The 16505-nt window shown below is 64.7% G+C and carries 16 protein-coding genes; 12 read left to right on the top strand and 4 right to left on the bottom strand.

The window, feature by feature from the left end:
- The first annotated feature begins 255 nt into the window (after positions 1 to 255).
- Both MTX23_RS12510 and MTX23_RS12505 read left to right on the top strand, forming a co-directional pair.
- Positions 256 to 645, top strand: coding sequence for a DUF5330 domain-containing protein (locus MTX23_RS12510; RefSeq protein WP_280976948.1), 390 nt, complete (start codon positions 256 to 258; stop codon positions 643 to 645).
- A gap of 91 nt (positions 646 to 736) precedes the next feature.
- Positions 737 to 1168, top strand: a complete 432-nt coding sequence (locus MTX23_RS12505; RefSeq protein ID WP_280976947.1) for a SufE family protein — start codon at positions 737 to 739, stop codon at positions 1166 to 1168.
- A 46-nt stretch (positions 1169 to 1214) separates the two neighbouring features.
- On the opposite strand, the gene MTX23_RS12500 is transcribed toward MTX23_RS12505, so the two are convergent.
- Positions 1215 to 1628 carry a MucR family transcriptional regulator gene (locus MTX23_RS12500; protein WP_280976945.1) on the bottom strand — a complete coding sequence of 138 codons (414 nt, stop codon included), beginning with the start codon at positions 1626 to 1628 and terminating at the stop codon, positions 1215 to 1217.
- 186 nt (positions 1629 to 1814) lie between these two features.
- Entirely contained in the window at positions 1815 to 2720 is a 906-nt protein-coding gene (locus tag MTX23_RS12495) for a DUF308 domain-containing protein (protein ID WP_280976944.1), read from the bottom strand.
- A 338-nt stretch (positions 2721 to 3058) separates the two neighbouring features.
- On the opposite strand from MTX23_RS12495, the gene MTX23_RS12490 reads away from it, so the two are divergent.
- The gene (locus MTX23_RS12490; RefSeq protein ID WP_280976943.1) at positions 3059 to 4708 is read left to right on the top strand and encodes a glycosyltransferase family 39 protein; all 1650 of its coding nucleotides are present in this window, start codon (positions 3059 to 3061) and stop codon (positions 4706 to 4708) included.
- Positions 4709 to 4893: 185 nt separating this feature from the next.
- A complete protein-coding gene (locus MTX23_RS12485) occupies positions 4894 to 5673 on the top strand; it encodes a class II aldolase/adducin family protein (protein ID WP_280976941.1) in 780 nt (259 codons plus the stop codon).
- 114 nt (positions 5674 to 5787) lie between these two features.
- Here the strand turns inward: MTX23_RS12485 and MTX23_RS12480 are convergent, their stop codons facing one another.
- Positions 5788 to 7188 carry a M20/M25/M40 family metallo-hydrolase gene (locus tag MTX23_RS12480; RefSeq protein ID WP_280976940.1) on the bottom strand — a complete coding sequence of 467 codons (1401 nt, stop codon included), beginning with the start codon at positions 7186 to 7188 and terminating at the stop codon, positions 5788 to 5790.
- Positions 7189 to 7286: 98 nt separating this feature from the next.
- A complete protein-coding gene (locus tag MTX23_RS12475; RefSeq protein ID WP_280976939.1) occupies positions 7287 to 8900 on the bottom strand; it encodes a helicase HerA-like domain-containing protein in 1614 nt (537 codons plus the stop codon).
- 326 nt (positions 8901 to 9226) lie between these two features.
- Between MTX23_RS12475 and MTX23_RS12470 the strand changes: the two genes are divergently transcribed.
- From MTX23_RS12470 to scpA, 8 genes are all read left to right on the top strand, one after another.
- Positions 9227 to 9592: a DUF2267 domain-containing protein gene (locus MTX23_RS12470; RefSeq protein ID WP_280976938.1), complete on the top strand. Its 366-nt coding sequence runs from the start codon at positions 9227 to 9229 to the stop codon at positions 9590 to 9592.
- 52 nt (positions 9593 to 9644) lie between these two features.
- Positions 9645 to 10052: a DUF4332 domain-containing protein gene (locus MTX23_RS12465; RefSeq protein WP_280976937.1), complete on the top strand. Its 408-nt coding sequence runs from the start codon at positions 9645 to 9647 to the stop codon at positions 10050 to 10052.
- Between the two features lie 87 nt (positions 10053 to 10139).
- Positions 10140 to 11000, top strand: a complete 861-nt coding sequence (folP, locus tag MTX23_RS12460; protein WP_280976936.1) for a dihydropteroate synthase — start codon at positions 10140 to 10142, stop codon at positions 10998 to 11000.
- Complete coding sequence (gene folB, locus MTX23_RS12455; protein WP_280976935.1) at positions 10997 to 11377, top strand: dihydroneopterin aldolase; 381 nt, start codon at positions 10997 to 10999, stop codon at positions 11375 to 11377. The genes folP and folB overlap by 4 nt, the downstream gene beginning before the upstream one ends.
- Complete coding sequence (gene folK / locus MTX23_RS12450) at positions 11370 to 11861, top strand: 2-amino-4-hydroxy-6-hydroxymethyldihydropteridine diphosphokinase (protein ID WP_280976934.1); 492 nt, start codon at positions 11370 to 11372, stop codon at positions 11859 to 11861. The genes folB and folK overlap by 8 nt, the downstream gene beginning before the upstream one ends.
- 105 nt (positions 11862 to 11966) lie before the next feature.
- Entirely contained in the window at positions 11967 to 13841 is a 1875-nt protein-coding gene (locus MTX23_RS12445; RefSeq protein ID WP_280976933.1) for a methylmalonyl-CoA mutase family protein, read from the top strand.
- Positions 13838 to 14308, top strand: a complete 471-nt coding sequence (locus MTX23_RS12440; RefSeq protein ID WP_280976932.1) for a GFA family protein — start codon at positions 13838 to 13840, stop codon at positions 14306 to 14308. The genes MTX23_RS12445 and MTX23_RS12440 overlap by 4 nt, the downstream gene beginning before the upstream one ends.
- A 38-nt stretch (positions 14309 to 14346) precedes the next feature.
- Positions 14347 to 16503: a methylmalonyl-CoA mutase gene (scpA, locus tag MTX23_RS12435; protein WP_280976931.1), complete on the top strand. Its 2157-nt coding sequence runs from the start codon at positions 14347 to 14349 to the stop codon at positions 16501 to 16503.
- The last annotated feature ends 2 nt before the right edge of the window (positions 16504 to 16505 follow it).

The raw sequence follows: 16505 nt of genomic DNA, 5'->3' as shown, positions 1-16505 counted from the left end.
TGAACGGCAGGTTTCCGGACGTGACGATCTATGGTTTCGAAATGGTGGACACGCCCGATCCGGCACATCAGGCCTCGCCGCACGTCATCAATCGAAAATTTACGCCGAATCAAATCAGGCGGATTTTACGCGTTTTTTCGGCGGATTTACCTCAATGCAAACACTTCCGATTTATCGAGCGATGCTACGTGTGAGCCAAATGCGGCATCGACCGCATGTGAAGCAAAAGACAAGACAGACGACCGGGGTCGCGCCATGTTTTTCCTGTTGCGCTTGGCATTCTGGCTCGGGCTGGTGCTCGTGCTGCTACCGAGGGACAAAACACCTGAATCGGACAAGGTGCCGCAGATCAGCGCATCGGACGCGGTCTCGGCTGCGACCGCGACGATTAGCGACATGGGTCAGTTCTGCAAGCGCCAACCCGCTGCCTGCGAGGTCGGTGGCCAGGCCGCGACCGCGATCGGCCAGCGCGCAACCGACGGCGCGCGCAAGCTCTATCAGATCATCACCGACAAGAAGGCCCCCGATCACACGGACTCGATCGGCGGAGACGATATGGATGCTGCGTCGGCCATGGCCGCATCCCGCGACACCCTGACGGCGGACGATCAGGCGATCGAATTCCACCCGCCGCCGGCGCCGTAACCCGCAAATTAAGCGGGGAACCAGGTCCATTTCCGTCGCTTTCGCGGCCCGCCTTCCTATATAAGCCGGTAAGAACGGAACGCAGGCCGCAATGACGACGATCGACGAAATCAGGGACAATTTTTCGCTGCTCGACGAGTGGGACGACCGTTACCGCTACGTCATCGAGCTCGGCCGTGCGCTCAAGCCCCTGTCGGAGGCAGAGCACTCGGCCGAGAACAAGGTGCAGGGCTGCGTCAGCCAGGTCTGGCTGTCGAAGCGGATCGAGCGCGACGCCGATGGCGAACCGCGGCTGATCTATCTCGGCGACAGCGACGCCCATATCGTGCGCGGCCTGGTCGCGATCGTGCTGACCCTGTTTTCCGGTCACACGCCGAAGGACATCCTGGCCACCGATGCGCTCGCGCTGTTCGACGAGTTCGGCTTCCGCGACCACCTGACGCCGCAGCGGTCCAACGGCTTGCGGTCGATGGTCGAGCGCATCCGCAACGATGCGCGCGAGGCGCTGGCGTCCGCCGCGTAAGCCACGCTTCCTTCACGCGGACCGCGTCCGCGTCGCTGGAAACGCTCTACTTCCGCTTCCGCGCCTGCTGGCCCAGTCCCATCTTCTTGGCGAGCTGCGAACGCGCCACCGCGTAGTTCGGCGCCACCATCGGGTAGTCGGCCGGCAGCCCCCATTTGTCGCGATACTGCTCCGGCGTCATGTTGTACTGCGTACGTAGATGACGCTTGAGCGACTTGAAGCGCTTGCCGTCTTCAAGGCACACCAGATATTCGGGCGTGATCGACTTCTTCATCGACACCGCAGGCTTGGCCGGCTCGAGCGGCGCATCGTTGCGTCCGGTCGAGACGCGCAGCAGCGCGGCGTGGACCTGGCTGATGAGGTTGGGAATATCCGAGGCCGGGGTCGGATTGTTGCTGAGATAGGCCGACACGATATTGGCCGTCAGTTCGACCGGACTCTTGCCCGACGTATCAGACATGGCTCAACCTTCCCTGTGCTCTCGAAGGGCGCGGCACCCGCGTGCCGACCGGTCAGTATCCGGCCGCAACAATACGTCCGCAGAATCTCGTACTACTTTGCGAATATGAGCGAACTACAGGGAATCTGACAAGAACGGCGATGGTCTATGTTCAAAACCGGGCTTGCCGCAAGTATTGGCCTCAAATTAAGGCCGCTGCTCCAGGTGCGACCGGAGTTCGTCGATCGAGGCAAACCGCATCATGCCCTCGGGCATCTGCGCTTCGATCGATCCGTCCGAATAAAGCGAATAGGCCATACCGTCCACGACACCGGACTTGAGCACCGTCACCGGGGGCTGCTCCTGGGGCGCCGGCGGGTGGCCAGGCGATGGCGGGGCAGCCGATGGCGGGGCGGCCTGGGCCTCTCCGAAAGTCGAGGGCGTGCGGGCGCCCCGCCGCGGAGCAACATCGACCGACCGCGGTCGCTCCGCTTTCGGCCAGGCATCGTCGAAGGTGGCGGGTGAGGACTCGCCGGCCTCAGCCGGATTCGGGCGAAGCTCCGGCGACAACAGGTCCGGAGGCAGTGGCTCGGCAGTCCGGGTCTGGGTACGCTCGCGCTCCTTCCGCGAGGTCGAGGAAAACAGCAGGTTGCGCCGTTTGGGCGGCGCCGGAGGGGCGTCTGGAGCCGCGCCGGCAGGCGCGGGCGATGGCACCTCGCCAGGGGACCCGCGCGAGGCGATCTCTTCGTGCCACGGCGGCCGGGCGGACGAAGCCGGCGATGACGGCGCCAGCGGCGGAGGCGCCACGGCGTGGGGGTCCCGCTGGGACGGGAAAGGGATGTCACCCGGGCTGCGCGGGGAAATTGCAGGCGCCGGCAATGGGAGCTCGGGCTGCGCACCCGCCGCAACGGTACCAAGCCGCCGGGCGATGTTCTGGAGTTCCCGGACGGCTACGGCGATCGCCAGCACGATGGCGCCGGTGCACACTCCGGTCACGCCGGCCATGATCAACGTGCTGCCGACACTGAATTCCTTGTAGGGAATTCCCAAGCCGATCGCCGCCAAGCCTGCCAACACCAGGCCTGCGCCGACGACCCACAGAGCAACCATCATCGAACTAACCCCCGGGCGGCCCGCATGAAAATCTGCGCGGCCACCAACGCCACGATACCGTCATATTGCCCACACCGCCAACCGCCAATTGTGGACAGAGTTCCCGAAAATCTCATTACAACCGGCAGTGCGGGCCTCCCGTCAGGCCTGGCGCCGGTCCTCCCGGCAGCGATTCCTGTAAATCTACTGCCTACGAAATACTGCTAATTTATTGCAACGCTTCGGGGAAATTACGCCACAATTACCAATTACTTGGAAATGGAACTGCGCTATATGGACGCCGGGGAATGAGGCCCTAAAGCGCCAACTGGGCCACAGGGACGCCGGTACCAATAGCCATGTCATCCATCACGACGTCTGCCATCGATACGCCGGCGCGGCGCTCGGTGGAAAAGACCTGCGACGATCTCGCCATCCTGGTCCTCGGCGTGGTCGCCGTCGTCGCTGGTCTCACCTTTCGCGATTACGGACTGGGCTGGGACGACTACACCCACGCCGAATACGCCGATCTCCTGCTGCGCATGTACCGTTCCGGCTTCAAGGACACCAGTGCGCTGTCCTTTGCCAACCTCTACATGTATGGCGGCGGCTTCGACATGGCGGCGGCATTGCTGCACAAGGTCATTCCGCTGGAGCTGTTCGAGACGCGCCGGCTGCTCGGCGCCATCGTCGGCGTGATCGGGCTTGCGGTCACCTGGCGGCTGGCACGGCGCGTCGGCGGTCCGCTGGCCGGGCTGGCGGCGCTCCTGCTGCTGGCGCTGTGCCCGACCTTCTACGGCCACATGTTCATGAACCCGAAGGATGCGCCGTTTGCCGTAGCAATGGTGTTCCTGATAATGGGCCTCGTTCGTCTCGCGGAAGAATATCCGGCACCCTCGCCGCGCACGATCCTGATCGTCGGCTTCGGCGCCGGCCTGTCGCTCGGATGCCGGGTCCTCGGCGGCCTCGCGCTGATCTACGCGGCGATCGGATTCATCCCGCTCTGGATCGATGAGTACCGCAGCCAGGGCCCGCGCGAGGCCGTCCGGCGCTTCGCGCATGTGGTCTACGTGCTGCTGCCGGGGCTCGTGTTCGGCTATCTCGTGATGGGCCTGATCTGGCCCTGGTCGATCATGGAGCCCGGACATCCGCTGGAAGCGGTGACCTACTTCTCGCACTTCTTCGAGAAGCCCTGGAAGGAGATGTTCGACGGCGCGCTGGTGTCGGTGCCGGACATGCCGTGGTCCTATCTGCCGACCCTGTTCGCGCTGCAGCTTCCGGAGGTGCTGCTGGTGCTGCTGATCGCGGCTGTCGTCATCACCTTCATGTCGCTGTCGCGCAAGGAGGTGCCGGCGCGGCGCAAGACCATCATGCTGACGCTGATGCTGGCGGCGATGCTGCCGCTCGTCATCGCGATGGTGAAGCGGCCGGCGCTCTACAACGGCATCCGTCATTTCATCTTCGTGATCCCGCCGATGACCGTGCTGGCCGGCGTCGCATTCGCCCGCGGCATCGATTGGCTCGGCGAAAAGCGCCGCGCCTGGCAGCCAGCCGCACTCGCGGTGTTCGCGTTCGGCCTGCTGCTGCCGCTCAGCGAAATGATCCGCCTGCACCCGTATCAGTACACGCACTTCAACCACATCGCCGGCACGGTGCGGACCGCCGACAACTACTTCATGCTGGACTATTGGGGTCTGGCGCTGAAGCAGGCGTCCGACGGGCTGCGCGAGCAGTTGACCGAGCGGCAAGAAGTCCCGCCGCAGGACCGCAAGTGGAAAGTCGCGGTCTGCGGTCCGCAACGTCCGGCCCAGGTCGCGCTCGGCCCCGACTTCACGATCGGCTGGGACAGCAAGGGCGCCGACTTCGCGATGACGCTCGGCGAGTTCTACTGCAAGGGCCTGGCCGCGCCCGTGCTGGTCGAGATCAAGCGCGACGACGTGGTGTTCGCCCGCGTCTACGATATCCGCGGCCGCAGCATTTCGAGCCTGCTCACGATCCCGGCTCCTTAAGGGCCGAGGTCTTCACAGCAAATCCATCGCGCGTCGGCGCGGTGTTGGAGCATGATCGTTTCCGATCATGCCCCAGCCGTCACACGGCGGCATGACTGTCACGCCGGAGCGCGGCCTTGCTGCGCTCAGGCCGCAACGCTAGGCTTCCCTTGAACAGCAGCAGCCATCAACGGAGCAAATCGACCATGTCGCCAGCGGAAGCGCGCCTGAAGGAAGTGCCGTCGGATATCAGCGCGGCGGAGTGGGAGCAGCGGATCAACCTCGCCGCATGCTACCGGCTGGTTGCCCTCTATGGCTGGGACGATCTGGTCGACACCCACATTTCCGCACGAGTGCCGGGACCGGAGCATCACTTCCTGATCAATCCCTACGGCCTGATGTTCGACGAAATCACCGCGTCGAGCCTGGTCAAGGTCGATCTCGGCGGCAATCAGCTTTCCAAGAGCGACTACAGCATCAACCCGGCCGGCTTCACCATCCATTCGGCGATCCACGAGGTGCGCGAGGACGCCGGCTGCGTGCTCCATCTGCACACGATCGACGGCACCGCGGTGTCGAGCAGCCCCGAGGGGCTGCTGCCGCTGAACCAGACCGCGCAGCTCGTCACCCACGACCTTGCCTATCACGACTATGAGGGCATCGCGCTCGATCATGACGAGCGCCCGCGCCTGCAGCGCGACCTCGGCAACAAGAACCACATGCTATTGCGCAATCACGGCACGCTGACGGTCGGCCGCTCGGTCGCCTCGGCGTTCGAGCGCATGTACCATCTGGAGCGGGCCTGCTCGATGCAGGTGGCGACCCGCGCGCTCGGCCCGATCGCGTATCCGGTCGAGCAGCAAGCGATCGACAAGAACACCGAGCTGCTGTCCAATCCCGACCGCGCCGAGCTGCGTTCGACCCAGCTCGTTTGGCCGCCGCTGTTGCGCAGGCTCGACCGGGTCAATCCCGGTTACCGCAGTTGAATTTTCACAATCTTCGCGTAGATTAGCTCCAACACCCTCTGCACTATCGGAATCAAACGCCGCCCAATTCCGGGCGGCGTTTTTACGTTCGGCGGGTGCTGTGCGCTTCGCGCCCTACTTGGCGTCCGCGAAGGCCGCGAGGATTCGCGCCCAGGAGCGGATGCCCTTGTGGAAGCTCTTGAGGTCGTACTTCTCGTTCGGCGAATGGATGTTGTCGTCGTCGAGGCCGAAGCCGACCAGCACGCTGTCGAGCCCGAGCGTGCGCTTGAAGTCGGCGACGATCGGGATCGAGGCGCCGGAGCCGATCAGGAGCGCCTCCTTGCCCCATTCGTCGGTCAGCGCACGCCGGGCGGCCGCGAGCGGCTTCATGTTCCAATCGAGCGCGATCGCCGGCGCGCCGGCATGGTCGATGAACTCGGCCTTGCAGTCCGCCGGCACGCGCGCCCTGACGTAGTCGCGGAACGCCTGCCGGATCTTTTCCGGGTCTTGTCCCTCGACCAGGCGGAACGAGACTTTCGCCGATGCCTCCGCCGGGATCACCGTCTTCGAGCCCTCGCCGGTGTAGCCGCCGACGATGCCGTTGACGTCGCAGGTCGGACGCGAGGACACCTGCTCGATCAGGAGCCTGTCCTTCTCGCCGGCCGGCACCGAGAGGCCGATCGGCTTGAGGAAGCTTTCCGGCGTCAGATTGAGCTGCTTCCACTGCGCCAGGATGTCCGGCGGCAGATCCTTCACGCCGTCGTAGAAGCCGGGAATGGTGATGTGGCCGTTCTCGTCATGCAGGCCGCCGAGGATGCGCGTCAGCACGCGGATCGGATTCTGCGCGCCGCCGCCGAACACGCCGGAATGCAGGTCGCGATTGGCGGCCTTGATCTTGACCTCGTCATACACCAGTCCGCGCAACGAGGTCGTGATCGCTGGCGTGTTCGGATCCCACATGCCGGTGTCGCAGACCAGCGCGAAGTCGGCCTTCAGCTCGGCCTTGTTCGCCTCAAGGAACGGCACGAAGTTCTTCGAGCCGACCTCTTCCTCGCCCTCGATGATGACGGTGATGTCGACCGGCAACGACCCCGTCACCGTCTTCCAAGCGCGGCACGCCTCGATGAAGGTCATCAGCTGACCCTTGTCGTCCTCGGCGCCGCGCGCGACGATGATCTTGCGGCCGTCGGCGTGGTCGGTGACCACAGGCTCGAACGGCGGACGATGCCAGAGATTCAGGGGATCGACCGGCTGGACGTCGTAATGGCCGTAGAACAGCACATGCGGGCGCCCGTCGGTGCTGCCGGTGAACTTGCCGACCACGGCCGGATGGCCCGCGGTCGGCCGCACCTCGGCCTGGAAGCCGAGCGTTGCGAGATCCGCGGCAAGATGATTGGCGGCCGCCTTGCAGTCCTTGGCGAAGGCCGGATCGGCCGAAATTGACTTGACCCTCAGGAGCGTGAACAGCCGCTCGAGACTGTTGTCGAAATCGGCATCGATGCGGTCGAGGACCGGCTGCAGCTTGACGTTGGACATCGCGGACATCCTCTTGGTGAACGTGGCACCGGGTTGTAGCCCGCTGCCCGCCGGAGGCAAAGCGCCGGCCCTTATTCGTGGCGCGCCGGCGCGGGATATTACCTGCGCAACAATCCGCCGAGCGCACCGCGCACGATCGCGCGCCCGATCGACCCGCCGACGGAGCCGCCGACCGACTTGCCGAGATCGGCAACCACGCCGCCAACCACCTTGTCGGTCACCGAGCGCGTGACATTGCGCGCGATCACCTGCCCGGTCGACAGCCGGCCACGCTTGACGTTGGTGCCGAAGATCGCGGCGGCGATCGCACCGATATGGCCGAGGATGCCGCCGCCCTCCGCGCCTTCTGCCGGCGCCGCCGTTGCGGCGAGACGCTTCTGGATGATCTCGTAGGCGGATTCGGCGTCGATCGCGGTGTCGTATTTGCCCTTCACCGGACTTGCATCCATGATCGCCTTGCGCTCCTCGGGCGTGATCGGCCCGATCCGCGCCGATGGCGGCCGGACCAGGATGCGCTCGACCATCGACGGCGTGCCGCCGCCCTCGAGGAACGAAACCAGCGCCTCGCCCTTGCCGAGCTCCATGATCACGCGCGCGGTGTTGAACTTCGGATTGGGGCGGAACGTTTCCGCGGCCGCAGCAACGGCCTTCTGGTCGCGCGGCGTAAAGGCGCGCAGCGCGTGCTGCACGCGGTTGCCGAGCTGCGCCAGCACCTTGTCGGGCACGTCGATCGGATTTTGCGTGACGAAATAGACGCCGACGCCCTTGGAGCGGATCAGCCGCACCACCTGCTCGATCTTGTCCATCAGCGCCTTTGGCGCATCGTTGAACAGCAGATGCGCCTCGTCGAAGAAGAACACCAGCTTCGGCTTCGGCAGGTCGCCGGCTTCCGGCAATTCCTCGAACAATTCCGAGAGCATCCAGAGCAGGAACGTGGCGTAAAGCCGCGGGCTCTGCATCAGCTTGTCGGCGACGAGAATGTTGACCATGCCGCGGCCGTCGCGGTCGGTCCGCATGAAGTCCTTCAGCGTCAGCGCCGGTTCGCCGAAGAATTTCGTGCCGCCCTGGTTCTCGAGCACCAGAAGCTGACGTTGAATGGTGCCGACCGTCGCCTTGGACACGTTGCCGTAGCTTTGCGCAGCCTTACGGAGCGGCGCCAGCGGATCTTCCTCATCATCGGCGGCCTTCTTGCTCCCGTCGGGAGCGACCGCATCGAGCAAGGCGCGCAGATCCTTCATGTCGATCAGCGTAAGGCCGTTCTCGTCCGCGACACGGAAGGCAACGTTGAGCACGCCTTCCTGCACGTCGTTGAGATCGAGCATTCGCGAGAGCAGCAGCGGACCCATTTCGGTGACGGTGGCGCGCACCGGATGCCCCTGCTCGCCGAAAACGTCCCAGAACACGGTCGAGAACTGGTCGGGCTGGAAGGTCAGCCCCATCTCCTGGGCGCGCTTGATAATGAAGTCCTTGGCCTCGCCGACTTCGGAGATGCCGGAAAGATCGCCTTTGATATCGGCCGCGAAGACCGGGACACCGGCACGCGCAAAGCCTTCCGCCATGACTTGAAGCGAGACGGTCTTGCCGGTTCCGGTCGCACCGGTCACGAGGCCGTGCCGGTTGGCCAGCGCGAGCGTCAGCCACGCTGTCTCGTCACCCTTGCCGATAAAAATCTTCTCGTCGGTATCGGCCAGCTTGTTGTCGGAAGTCGCCATCGCTTGGTCTCTTCGCAAAGATAGATCGGCCTCGGTTGCCGAACCCACAGCAATCATATTGCATCTTGCCGGTCGAATGAAACTGTCAGTGTGCGCTGACATACATTGTCGCTCCGAGGTTCCTCATACTTTCTTCCCTGTCGCGCGAAGAAAACGAGTGCGCATTGCGACAAGATGGCGTGAATCCGGCGCTCACTCTTGCATCGGTGCAACACTTGCAATGCGATCGAAAACTGAAATGCGCGGATCGCTTGTATTTCGTGGCGCAGACGCTCAAGATGAATTGTTAATAAATATCCGGCAAGAACCGGATGAGGCGGGGCAAGATGGACGAACTGGTTGGACGGCTGGCCGCGAAGGCCGGCATCGATGGCGCTGTCGCTGAAAAAACCATCGGCATCGTTCTGGGTTTCCTCCGTAACGAGGGACCTTCCGACAAAGTCCAGGCTCTCATCGACCAAATCCCCGGCGCCGAAGCGGCAATCGCCGCCTCCAACAACAGCGGTGGTCTATCGCGGTTGATGGACGGCGGACTGATGGCCGTCGGCACCCGACTCATGGCGCTCGGCTTGAGCATGAGCGAGATTCAGAAAATCGCGCGAGAACTTTTCGTGTTCGGTCGCGACAAAATCGGAGCTGATCAAATGGGCGAGATCATTTCGGGGACGCCGGGCCTTAGCCAATTTGCCTGAAGCACGTCTCACGCCTTGCGGATACGCTCCCTTCTACCTGCATACGAGTATCATGACATACCCCCTCTCCGAGATCGACGGCCTGTCCCCCTATTGCGCAGCAAAACTGAAATCACAGGGTATCCGCACGACCGAAGCGCTGCTTGAAGCCGCCCGCACCGTCAAGGGACGCAAGGCGCTCGCGGCCACGACCGGGATCAGCGAACAGCAACTGCTCGAATGGGCCAACATCTCCGACTACATGCGGATTCCGGGTATGGGCAGGGCGAAAGTCGGCCTGATGCGTGCCGCCGGTGTCACCACGGTGCGCGAGCTCGCGCACCGCAATCCGTCGCGGCTGGTGCAGAGCATGAAGGACGCCAACCTCAAGCGGAAGCTCGTCCGCGTCATGCCGTCCGAGAAGTCGGTCGAGCTGCTCATCGAACAGGCGCGCAAGCTGCCTCCCAAGATCACCTACTAGCCCGCCTGAAGGCTCCAGGTCGCCGCCGGCGCCAGCCTTGCTTCGCCATGCCTTGACTTGCCGGCGCTGTCAGCGCAAAGCGACCGCATGATGGCGACCAAGCCCATATCGTCAGCCGCAGCCGGCCTGGCCGGACGCGCGCTGCTGCAGACGTTGCCGTCCAAGCCCTATCCGGCCGTGATGGGCATATTGAACGTGACGCCGGATTCATTCTCGGACGGAGGGCAGTTCATCGCGCCCGAGCAGGCGCTGGCGCAGGCCCGCAAGCTGGTCGCTGACGGCGCCGACATCATCGACATCGGCGCGGAGTCGACCCGCCCCTACGGCTCCCAACAACCAGTCTCGGCGGACGACGAGTTGAAGCGGCTGAAGCCGGTGCTGGCCGACGTCATCGCGCTCGGCGTACCGGTCTCGATCGACAGCATGAAGTCGGAGGTCGTGGCCTGGGCGTTGGACCAGGGCGCCGCGATCGCCAATGACGTCTGGGGCCTGCAGCGCGATAGCGGCATGGCCCCCCTCGTCGCCGCACGCGGCGTGCCCGTGATCATCATGCACAATCGCGAGCAGGCCGATCCGGCGATCGACATCATGCATGATATTGCGGCCTTCTTCACCCGCTCGCTCGACATTGCGGCCGGCGCCGGCATTGCGTCCGACCACATCGTGCTCGATCCCGGCATCGGCTTCGGCAAGACGCAGGAGCAGAGCATGACGGTGCTGGCGCGGCTTTCCGAGCTCGACGCGTTCCGCCTGCCCGTGCTGGTCGGCGCCTCGCGCAAGCGCTTCATCAGCACGGTTGTACCGTCGGAGCCGCGCGAGCGGATCGGCGGCTCGATCGCGGCGCATCTGATCGCCGCGCAGAATGGCGCCCGCATCATCCGCGCGCATGACGTCGCGGAAACCGTTCAGGCGCTGCGGGTGGCTGCAGCAATCAAGGGACAGCAATGACCGATACGATCTTCATCACCGGGATCGTCATCCATGCCCGTCATGGCGTGATGGAACATGAGACCGAGGTCGGGCAACGTTTCGTCATCGATCTCGAGCTCTATACCGATCTCTCGGAGTCCTCGCGCACCGACCGCCTTTCCGACACCGTCTCCTATTCCAACGTGGTGGCGACCGCGACGTCGGCGTTCAAGGACACGAACTACAAGCTCTTGGAGCGCGCCGCCGGTGCGGTGGCCGACGACATCCTCAGTGCATTCCCGCGCATCAGGGCCGTCAAGGTCACCGTCCACAAGCCGCACGCCCCGATCGCCGCGATCTTCGACGATGTCGGCGTGGTGTTGACGCGCTCACGGCATCCGCCGTCCCATGGCTAGCGTCCTGATCGCGCTTGGCGGCAATGTCGGCGACGTCCGCACGACGTTCCGCAAGGCCATCGCCAATATCTGCGGCATGGCGCAGGCCGCCCTGCTGGCGCGCTCGTCGGACTATTCGACGCCGCCCTGGGGAGAGGAGCAGCAGCAAAGCTTCATCAATGCCTGCATTGAGATCGAGACCAGCCTCGATCCGCATGCGCTGCTGTTCACGCTGCACAAGATCGAGACCAGGTTCGGCCGCGACCGCGCCAACGAGCGGCGCTGGGGGCCGCGCACCCTCGACCTCGACCTGATCGCCTATGACGACGTCAAGCTGGACAAGCCGGAACTGACCCTGCCGCACCCGCGCCTGTTCGAGCGCGCTTTCGTGCTGGTGCCGCTGGCCGAGATCGTTCCCGATCGCCTGATCTCCGGCCGCCGTGTCGCCGACGCGCTGGCCCAGGTTTCCGCCGACGGTATTTTCCGTCTGCCGGACCTCGATTAAGGTCAAATTTCCCCAAAACAACTGTTTGGCTTGGCCGCCCGCCCGTGGCAATTTCCGGCCAAATCAGGAGGCCCCTTGCGGGCTGGCGAAGGATATTTTGGGCGGATGACGACCACGACTGACGATTTGCGGCTGGCAGCGGATTTTCAATCAGCGACCTATGAGGACTGGCGCAAGCTGGTCGACGGCGTGCTGAAGGGTGCGTCGTTCGAGAAACTGGTCGGCAAGACCTATGACGGACTGAAGATCGATCCGATCTATCGCCGCGCCACCAACACCGGCCCGATCGCCGGCCGCGCAGCCGCGGCCCCCTGGCGGATCCTGCAACGGATCGACCATCCCGATGCCGCGCAGGCCAACGTGCAGGCGCTGCACGATCTCGAGAACGGGGCGACCGGCCTCGAATTCGAATTCGCAGGTGGTCCCGGCGCGCGCGGCTTCGGCCTCGCCGACGCCAGCAAGCAGACATTGGCCAAGGTTTGCGACGGCATCCATCTAGACGCCGGCATCATGATCGCGCTCAACCCGGTGATCGGACGCGAGAACGCCGGCGAAACGTTTGCCGACGTCGTAGAAGCCCGCAAGTTCGATCCGGCCAAGCTCGACCTTCACTTCAACTATCAGGCGCTCAGCACGGTCGCTGTGCGGGGCGCCGCGGCTGCCGCCTGGGCCGATTACGAGAAGCCGTTCGGCAAGGTCGTCAGCGAGCTGATCAAGCGTGGCTTCAAGGGACCGTTCGTGCTGGCCGATGGCCGGCCGATTCACGACGCCGGTGGTTCCGAAGTGCAGGAGCTTGCCTTCACGCTCGCGGTGGCGCTCGCCTATCTGCGCATGCTGGAGGCGGCCGGCATTGATCTCGATGCGGCGCGCACCGCAATCTCGTTCCGGCTCAGTGCCGACGCCGACCAGTTCCTGACGCTGGCGAAATTCCGCGCGCTGCGGCGGCTGTGGGCACGGGTCGAGCAGGCCTGCGGGCTTGCGCCGAAGCCGATCTTCGTCAACGCGCAGACCGCGTGGCGCATGCTGACCCAGCGCGACGCCAATGTGAACATGCTGCGCGCGACCATGGCGACGTTTGCGGCCGGCCTCGGCGGCGCGAATGCGATCACCGTGCTGCCGCATACTCTGGCGCTCGGTTTGCCCGACGAGTTCGCCCGGCGCGTGGCGCGCAACACGCAACTGGTCCTGCTTGAGGAAGCAAACCTCGCAAAGGTCTCCGATCCCGCGGCGGGCTCCGGCGGCATCGAGACGCTGACGTCGCAGCTTTGCGAAGCGGCCTGGGCGATGTTCCAGGAGATCGAGAAGGCCGGCGGCGTCTTCGCTGGGCTCCAGCAAGGCCTGATCCAGAACAAGGTCGCCGCGACCCGCACGGCACGCGAAGCCAACGTTGCGAAACGCCGCGACGTGCTGACCGGCGCCAGCGAGTTCCCGAACCTGCATGAGGCCGACATCGCGGTGCTGGACGTGAAACCTTCACTCCCGATCGCCCCGGCCGATGCGACGATCAAGTTCGACGCACTGGCGCCGACGCGCCTTGCCGAACCGTTCGAAGCGCTGCGCGACAGGTCGGATGCGGCGCTGAACGCGAAGGGTGCGCGGCCAAAGATCTTCCTTGCCAATCTCGGCACAGCGGCGGATTTCACCGCACGCGCCACCTTTGCCAAGAGCTTCTTCGAGACCGGCGGCATCGAGGCGATCGACAGCGAGGGCTTTGCCGACGCGGCGGCGCTGGCCACGGCCTTCAAGGCCTCCGGCGCGGCAATGGCCTGCATCTGCTCCTCGGACAAGGTTTATGCCGACCGTGCGGCTGATGCCGCCAGGGCCCTTCACGGAGCCGGAGCGAAGCATATCTATCTAGCAGGACGGCCCGGCGACCAGGAAGCGGCGTTGCGGGCGGCTGGCATTGGTGAGTTCGTCTTCGCCGGCGGCGACGCGCTGGCGACATTGCGCGACGCCTATCGGCGGCTGGAGCAAGCATGACGGCTGAAGCACCATCAAAACCCGTTCTGACCGGCGGCTGCCAATGCGGCGCCGTCCGCTTTGCAGTATCGACAGCACCAACCCGGATCAGCATCTGCCACTGCCGGATGTGCCAGAAGGCCTCCGGCGCGCCGTTCGCCTCCTTCGCTGAGGTCGATCGCAACGATTTCACCTGGACCCGCGGCAGGCCCGCCGCGTTCAGGTCCTCGTCGATCGCCGAGCGCGACTTCTGCGCGGCTTGCGGCACACCCTTGAGCTTCCGCCGTATCGACGGGCCGCGGATCGAGATCATGACCGGCGCCTTCGACCGGCCGGACCGGGTGGTGCCGACGCAGCAATTTGGAAGCGAGTCCCGGCTCGGCTGGGTGGTTGGTATTGCCAATCTGCCGAGCCAGACCACGATGCAGAATTACGGCCCGGAGAAGATGGCGACCATCGTCAGCCACCAGCATCCGGACCATGATTGAGGGCGTCGCAAGACGATCCGAGTGATATGATGGACAACATGAGCCGCATACCAAATTTTGCCGATATCGCTTTTGAGAAGGTCGGCGGTGCAGCGCCCGCAACGAACGCCGAGCCGTGGCTGACGCCCGAGGGCATCCCGGTCAAATCCGTCTACAGCGAAGCCGACCTCGAAGGCATCGACTTCCTCGAGACCTGGCCGGGGATCGCGCCTTATCTGCGCGGTCCCTACCCGACCATGTATGTCAACCAGCCCTGGACGATCCGCCAATATGCCGGCTTCTCCACGGCGGAGGATTCCAACGCCTTCTATCGCCGCAACCTCGCGGCCGGACAGAAGGGCCTGTCGGTGGCGTTCGACCTCGCCACCCACCGCGGCTATGACTCGGACCATCCCCGCGTCTCCGGCGACGTCGGCATGGCCGGTGTCGCGATCGATTCCATCTACGACATGCGCACGCTGTTCGCCGGTATTCCGCTCGACCAGATGAGCGTGTCGATGACCATGAACGGCGCGGTGCTGCCGATCCTCGCGCTGTTCGTGATCGCCGCCGAGGAACAGGGCGTGCCGCCGGAGAAGCTGTCGGGCACCATTCAGAACGACATTCTGAAAGAGTTCATGGTGCGCAACACCTATATCTATCCGCCGGTGCCCTCGATGCGGATCATCTCCGACATCTTCGCCTACACCTCGCAGCGGATGCCGAAGTTCAACTCGATCTCGATCTCCGGCTACCACATGCAGGAAGCCGGCGCGACGCAGGACCTCGAGCTCGCCTATACGCTGGCCGACGGCGTCGAATATCTGCGCGCGGGTCTCGCCGCCGGCCTCGACGTCGATCGCTTCGCGCCACGGCTGTCATTCTTCTGGGCGATCGGCATGAACTTCTTCATGGAAGTCGCCAAGATGCGCGCCGCGCGGCTGTTGTGGGCCAAGCTGCTCAAGCCGTTCAATCCGAAGGATCCGCGCTCGCTGTCACTGCGGACGCATTGCCAGACCTCCGGCTGGTCGCTGACCGCGCAGGATGTGTTCAACAACGTGATGCGCACCACGATCGAGGCGATGGCGGCGACGCAAGGCCACACCCAGTCGCTGCACACCAACGCGCTCGACGAAGCGCTGGCGCTGCCGACCGACTTCTCGGCGCGCATCGCCCGCAACACGCAATTGTTCCTGCAGCAGGAGAGCGGCACCAACCGCATCATCGATCCCTGGGGCGGCTCCTATTATGTCGAGCGGCTGACCCGCGATCTCGCGGCGAAAGCCTGGGGCCATATCCAGGAGGTTGAGGCGCTGGGCGGCATGGCGAAGGCGATCGAGGCCGGCGTGCCGAAGCTGCGCATCGAGGAGGCCTCCGCCAAGACGCAGGCGCGCATCGATGCCGGCCGCCAGGCCGTGATCGGCGTCAACAAGTACAAGCCGGAGAACGAGAAGCCCATCGACGTGCTGAAGGTGGAGAATTCCACCGTGCGGCGGCTGCAGATCGACAAGCTCGCGCGGCTGAAGAAGGAGCGCAACCAGAAGGACGTGGACGCGGCGCTTTCGGCGCTCACCCGCGCGGCCGGCGAAGGCAACGGCAACCTGCTGGCGCTGGCGATCGACGCGGCGCGGGCCAAAGCGACCGTCGGCGAGATTTCGGATGCGATGGAGAAGGTGTTCGGCCGGCACCGCGCCGAGATCAAGTCGATCACCGGCGTCTACAAGCGAGAGGCAGCGACCATGTCCAACCGGGTCGGGAAGGTGCAGGCCCTGATCGATGCGTTCGAGGAGGCCGAAGGCCGCCGTCCTCGCATCCTGGTGGCAAAGATCGGCCAGGACGGTCACGACCGCGGCCAGAAGGTGATCGCGTCCGCTTTCGCCGATGTCGGCTTCGACGTCGATATCGGGCCGCTGTTTGCGACCGCGGACGAAGCCGCCCGCCAGGCGGTCGAGAACGACGTGCACATTCTCGGCGTCTCGTCGCTGGCGGCCGCGCACCTCACGGCGGTGCCGGAGCTGAAGGCCGCGCTGAAGAAGCACGGCCGCGAGGACATCATGATCATCGTCGGCGGCGTGGTGCCGCCGCAGGATTACGATGCGCTGTACAAGGCCGGCGCCGAGGCGATCTTCCCGCCGGGCACGGTGATCGCGGATGCCGCCGAGGAGCTGATCCACAAGCTCAACGCGCGGCTCGGCCACAGCGAGGCGGCAGAGTAGCT

The organism is Bradyrhizobium sp. ISRA436 (assembly GCF_029910015.1).
GTDB lineage: Bacteria > Pseudomonadota > Alphaproteobacteria > Rhizobiales > Xanthobacteraceae > Bradyrhizobium.
Note: the sequence above shows the minus strand (reverse complement) of the source record. Positions and strands in the feature narration are given on the sequence as shown.

Excerpts from the sequence above, each read along its gene's own strand:
- MTX23_RS12510 (WP_280976948.1), top strand. The coding sequence starts at position 256 with ATGTTTTTCCTGTTGCGCTTGGCATTCTGGCTCGGGCTGGTGCTCGTG.
- MTX23_RS12505 (WP_280976947.1), top strand. The coding sequence starts at position 737 with ATGACGACGATCGACGAAATCAGGGACAATTTTTCGCTGCTCGACGAG.
- MTX23_RS12500 (WP_280976945.1), bottom strand. The coding sequence starts at position 1,628 with ATGTCTGATACGTCGGGCAAGAGTCCGGTCGAACTGACGGCCAATATC.
- MTX23_RS12495 (WP_280976944.1), bottom strand. The coding sequence starts at position 2,720 with ATGATGGTTGCTCTGTGGGTCGTCGGCGCAGGCCTGGTGTTGGCAGGC.
- MTX23_RS12490 (WP_280976943.1), top strand. The coding sequence starts at position 3,059 with ATGTCATCCATCACGACGTCTGCCATCGATACGCCGGCGCGGCGCTCG.
- MTX23_RS12485 (WP_280976941.1), top strand. The coding sequence starts at position 4,894 with ATGTCGCCAGCGGAAGCGCGCCTGAAGGAAGTGCCGTCGGATATCAGC.
- MTX23_RS12480 (WP_280976940.1), bottom strand. The coding sequence starts at position 7,188 with ATGTCCAACGTCAAGCTGCAGCCGGTCCTCGACCGCATCGATGCCGAT.
- MTX23_RS12475 (WP_280976939.1), bottom strand. The coding sequence starts at position 8,900 with ATGGCGACTTCCGACAACAAGCTGGCCGATACCGACGAGAAGATTTTT.
- MTX23_RS12470 (WP_280976938.1), top strand. The coding sequence starts at position 9,227 with ATGGACGAACTGGTTGGACGGCTGGCCGCGAAGGCCGGCATCGATGGC.
- MTX23_RS12465 (WP_280976937.1), top strand. The coding sequence starts at position 9,645 with ATGACATACCCCCTCTCCGAGATCGACGGCCTGTCCCCCTATTGCGCA.
- folP (WP_280976936.1), top strand. The coding sequence starts at position 10,140 with ATGATGGCGACCAAGCCCATATCGTCAGCCGCAGCCGGCCTGGCCGGA.
- folB (WP_280976935.1), top strand. The coding sequence starts at position 10,997 with ATGACCGATACGATCTTCATCACCGGGATCGTCATCCATGCCCGTCAT.
- folK (WP_280976934.1), top strand. The coding sequence starts at position 11,370 with ATGGCTAGCGTCCTGATCGCGCTTGGCGGCAATGTCGGCGACGTCCGC.
- MTX23_RS12445 (WP_280976933.1), top strand. The coding sequence starts at position 11,967 with ATGACGACCACGACTGACGATTTGCGGCTGGCAGCGGATTTTCAATCA.
- MTX23_RS12440 (WP_280976932.1), top strand. The coding sequence starts at position 13,838 with ATGACGGCTGAAGCACCATCAAAACCCGTTCTGACCGGCGGCTGCCAA.
- scpA (WP_280976931.1), top strand. The coding sequence starts at position 14,347 with ATGAGCCGCATACCAAATTTTGCCGATATCGCTTTTGAGAAGGTCGGC.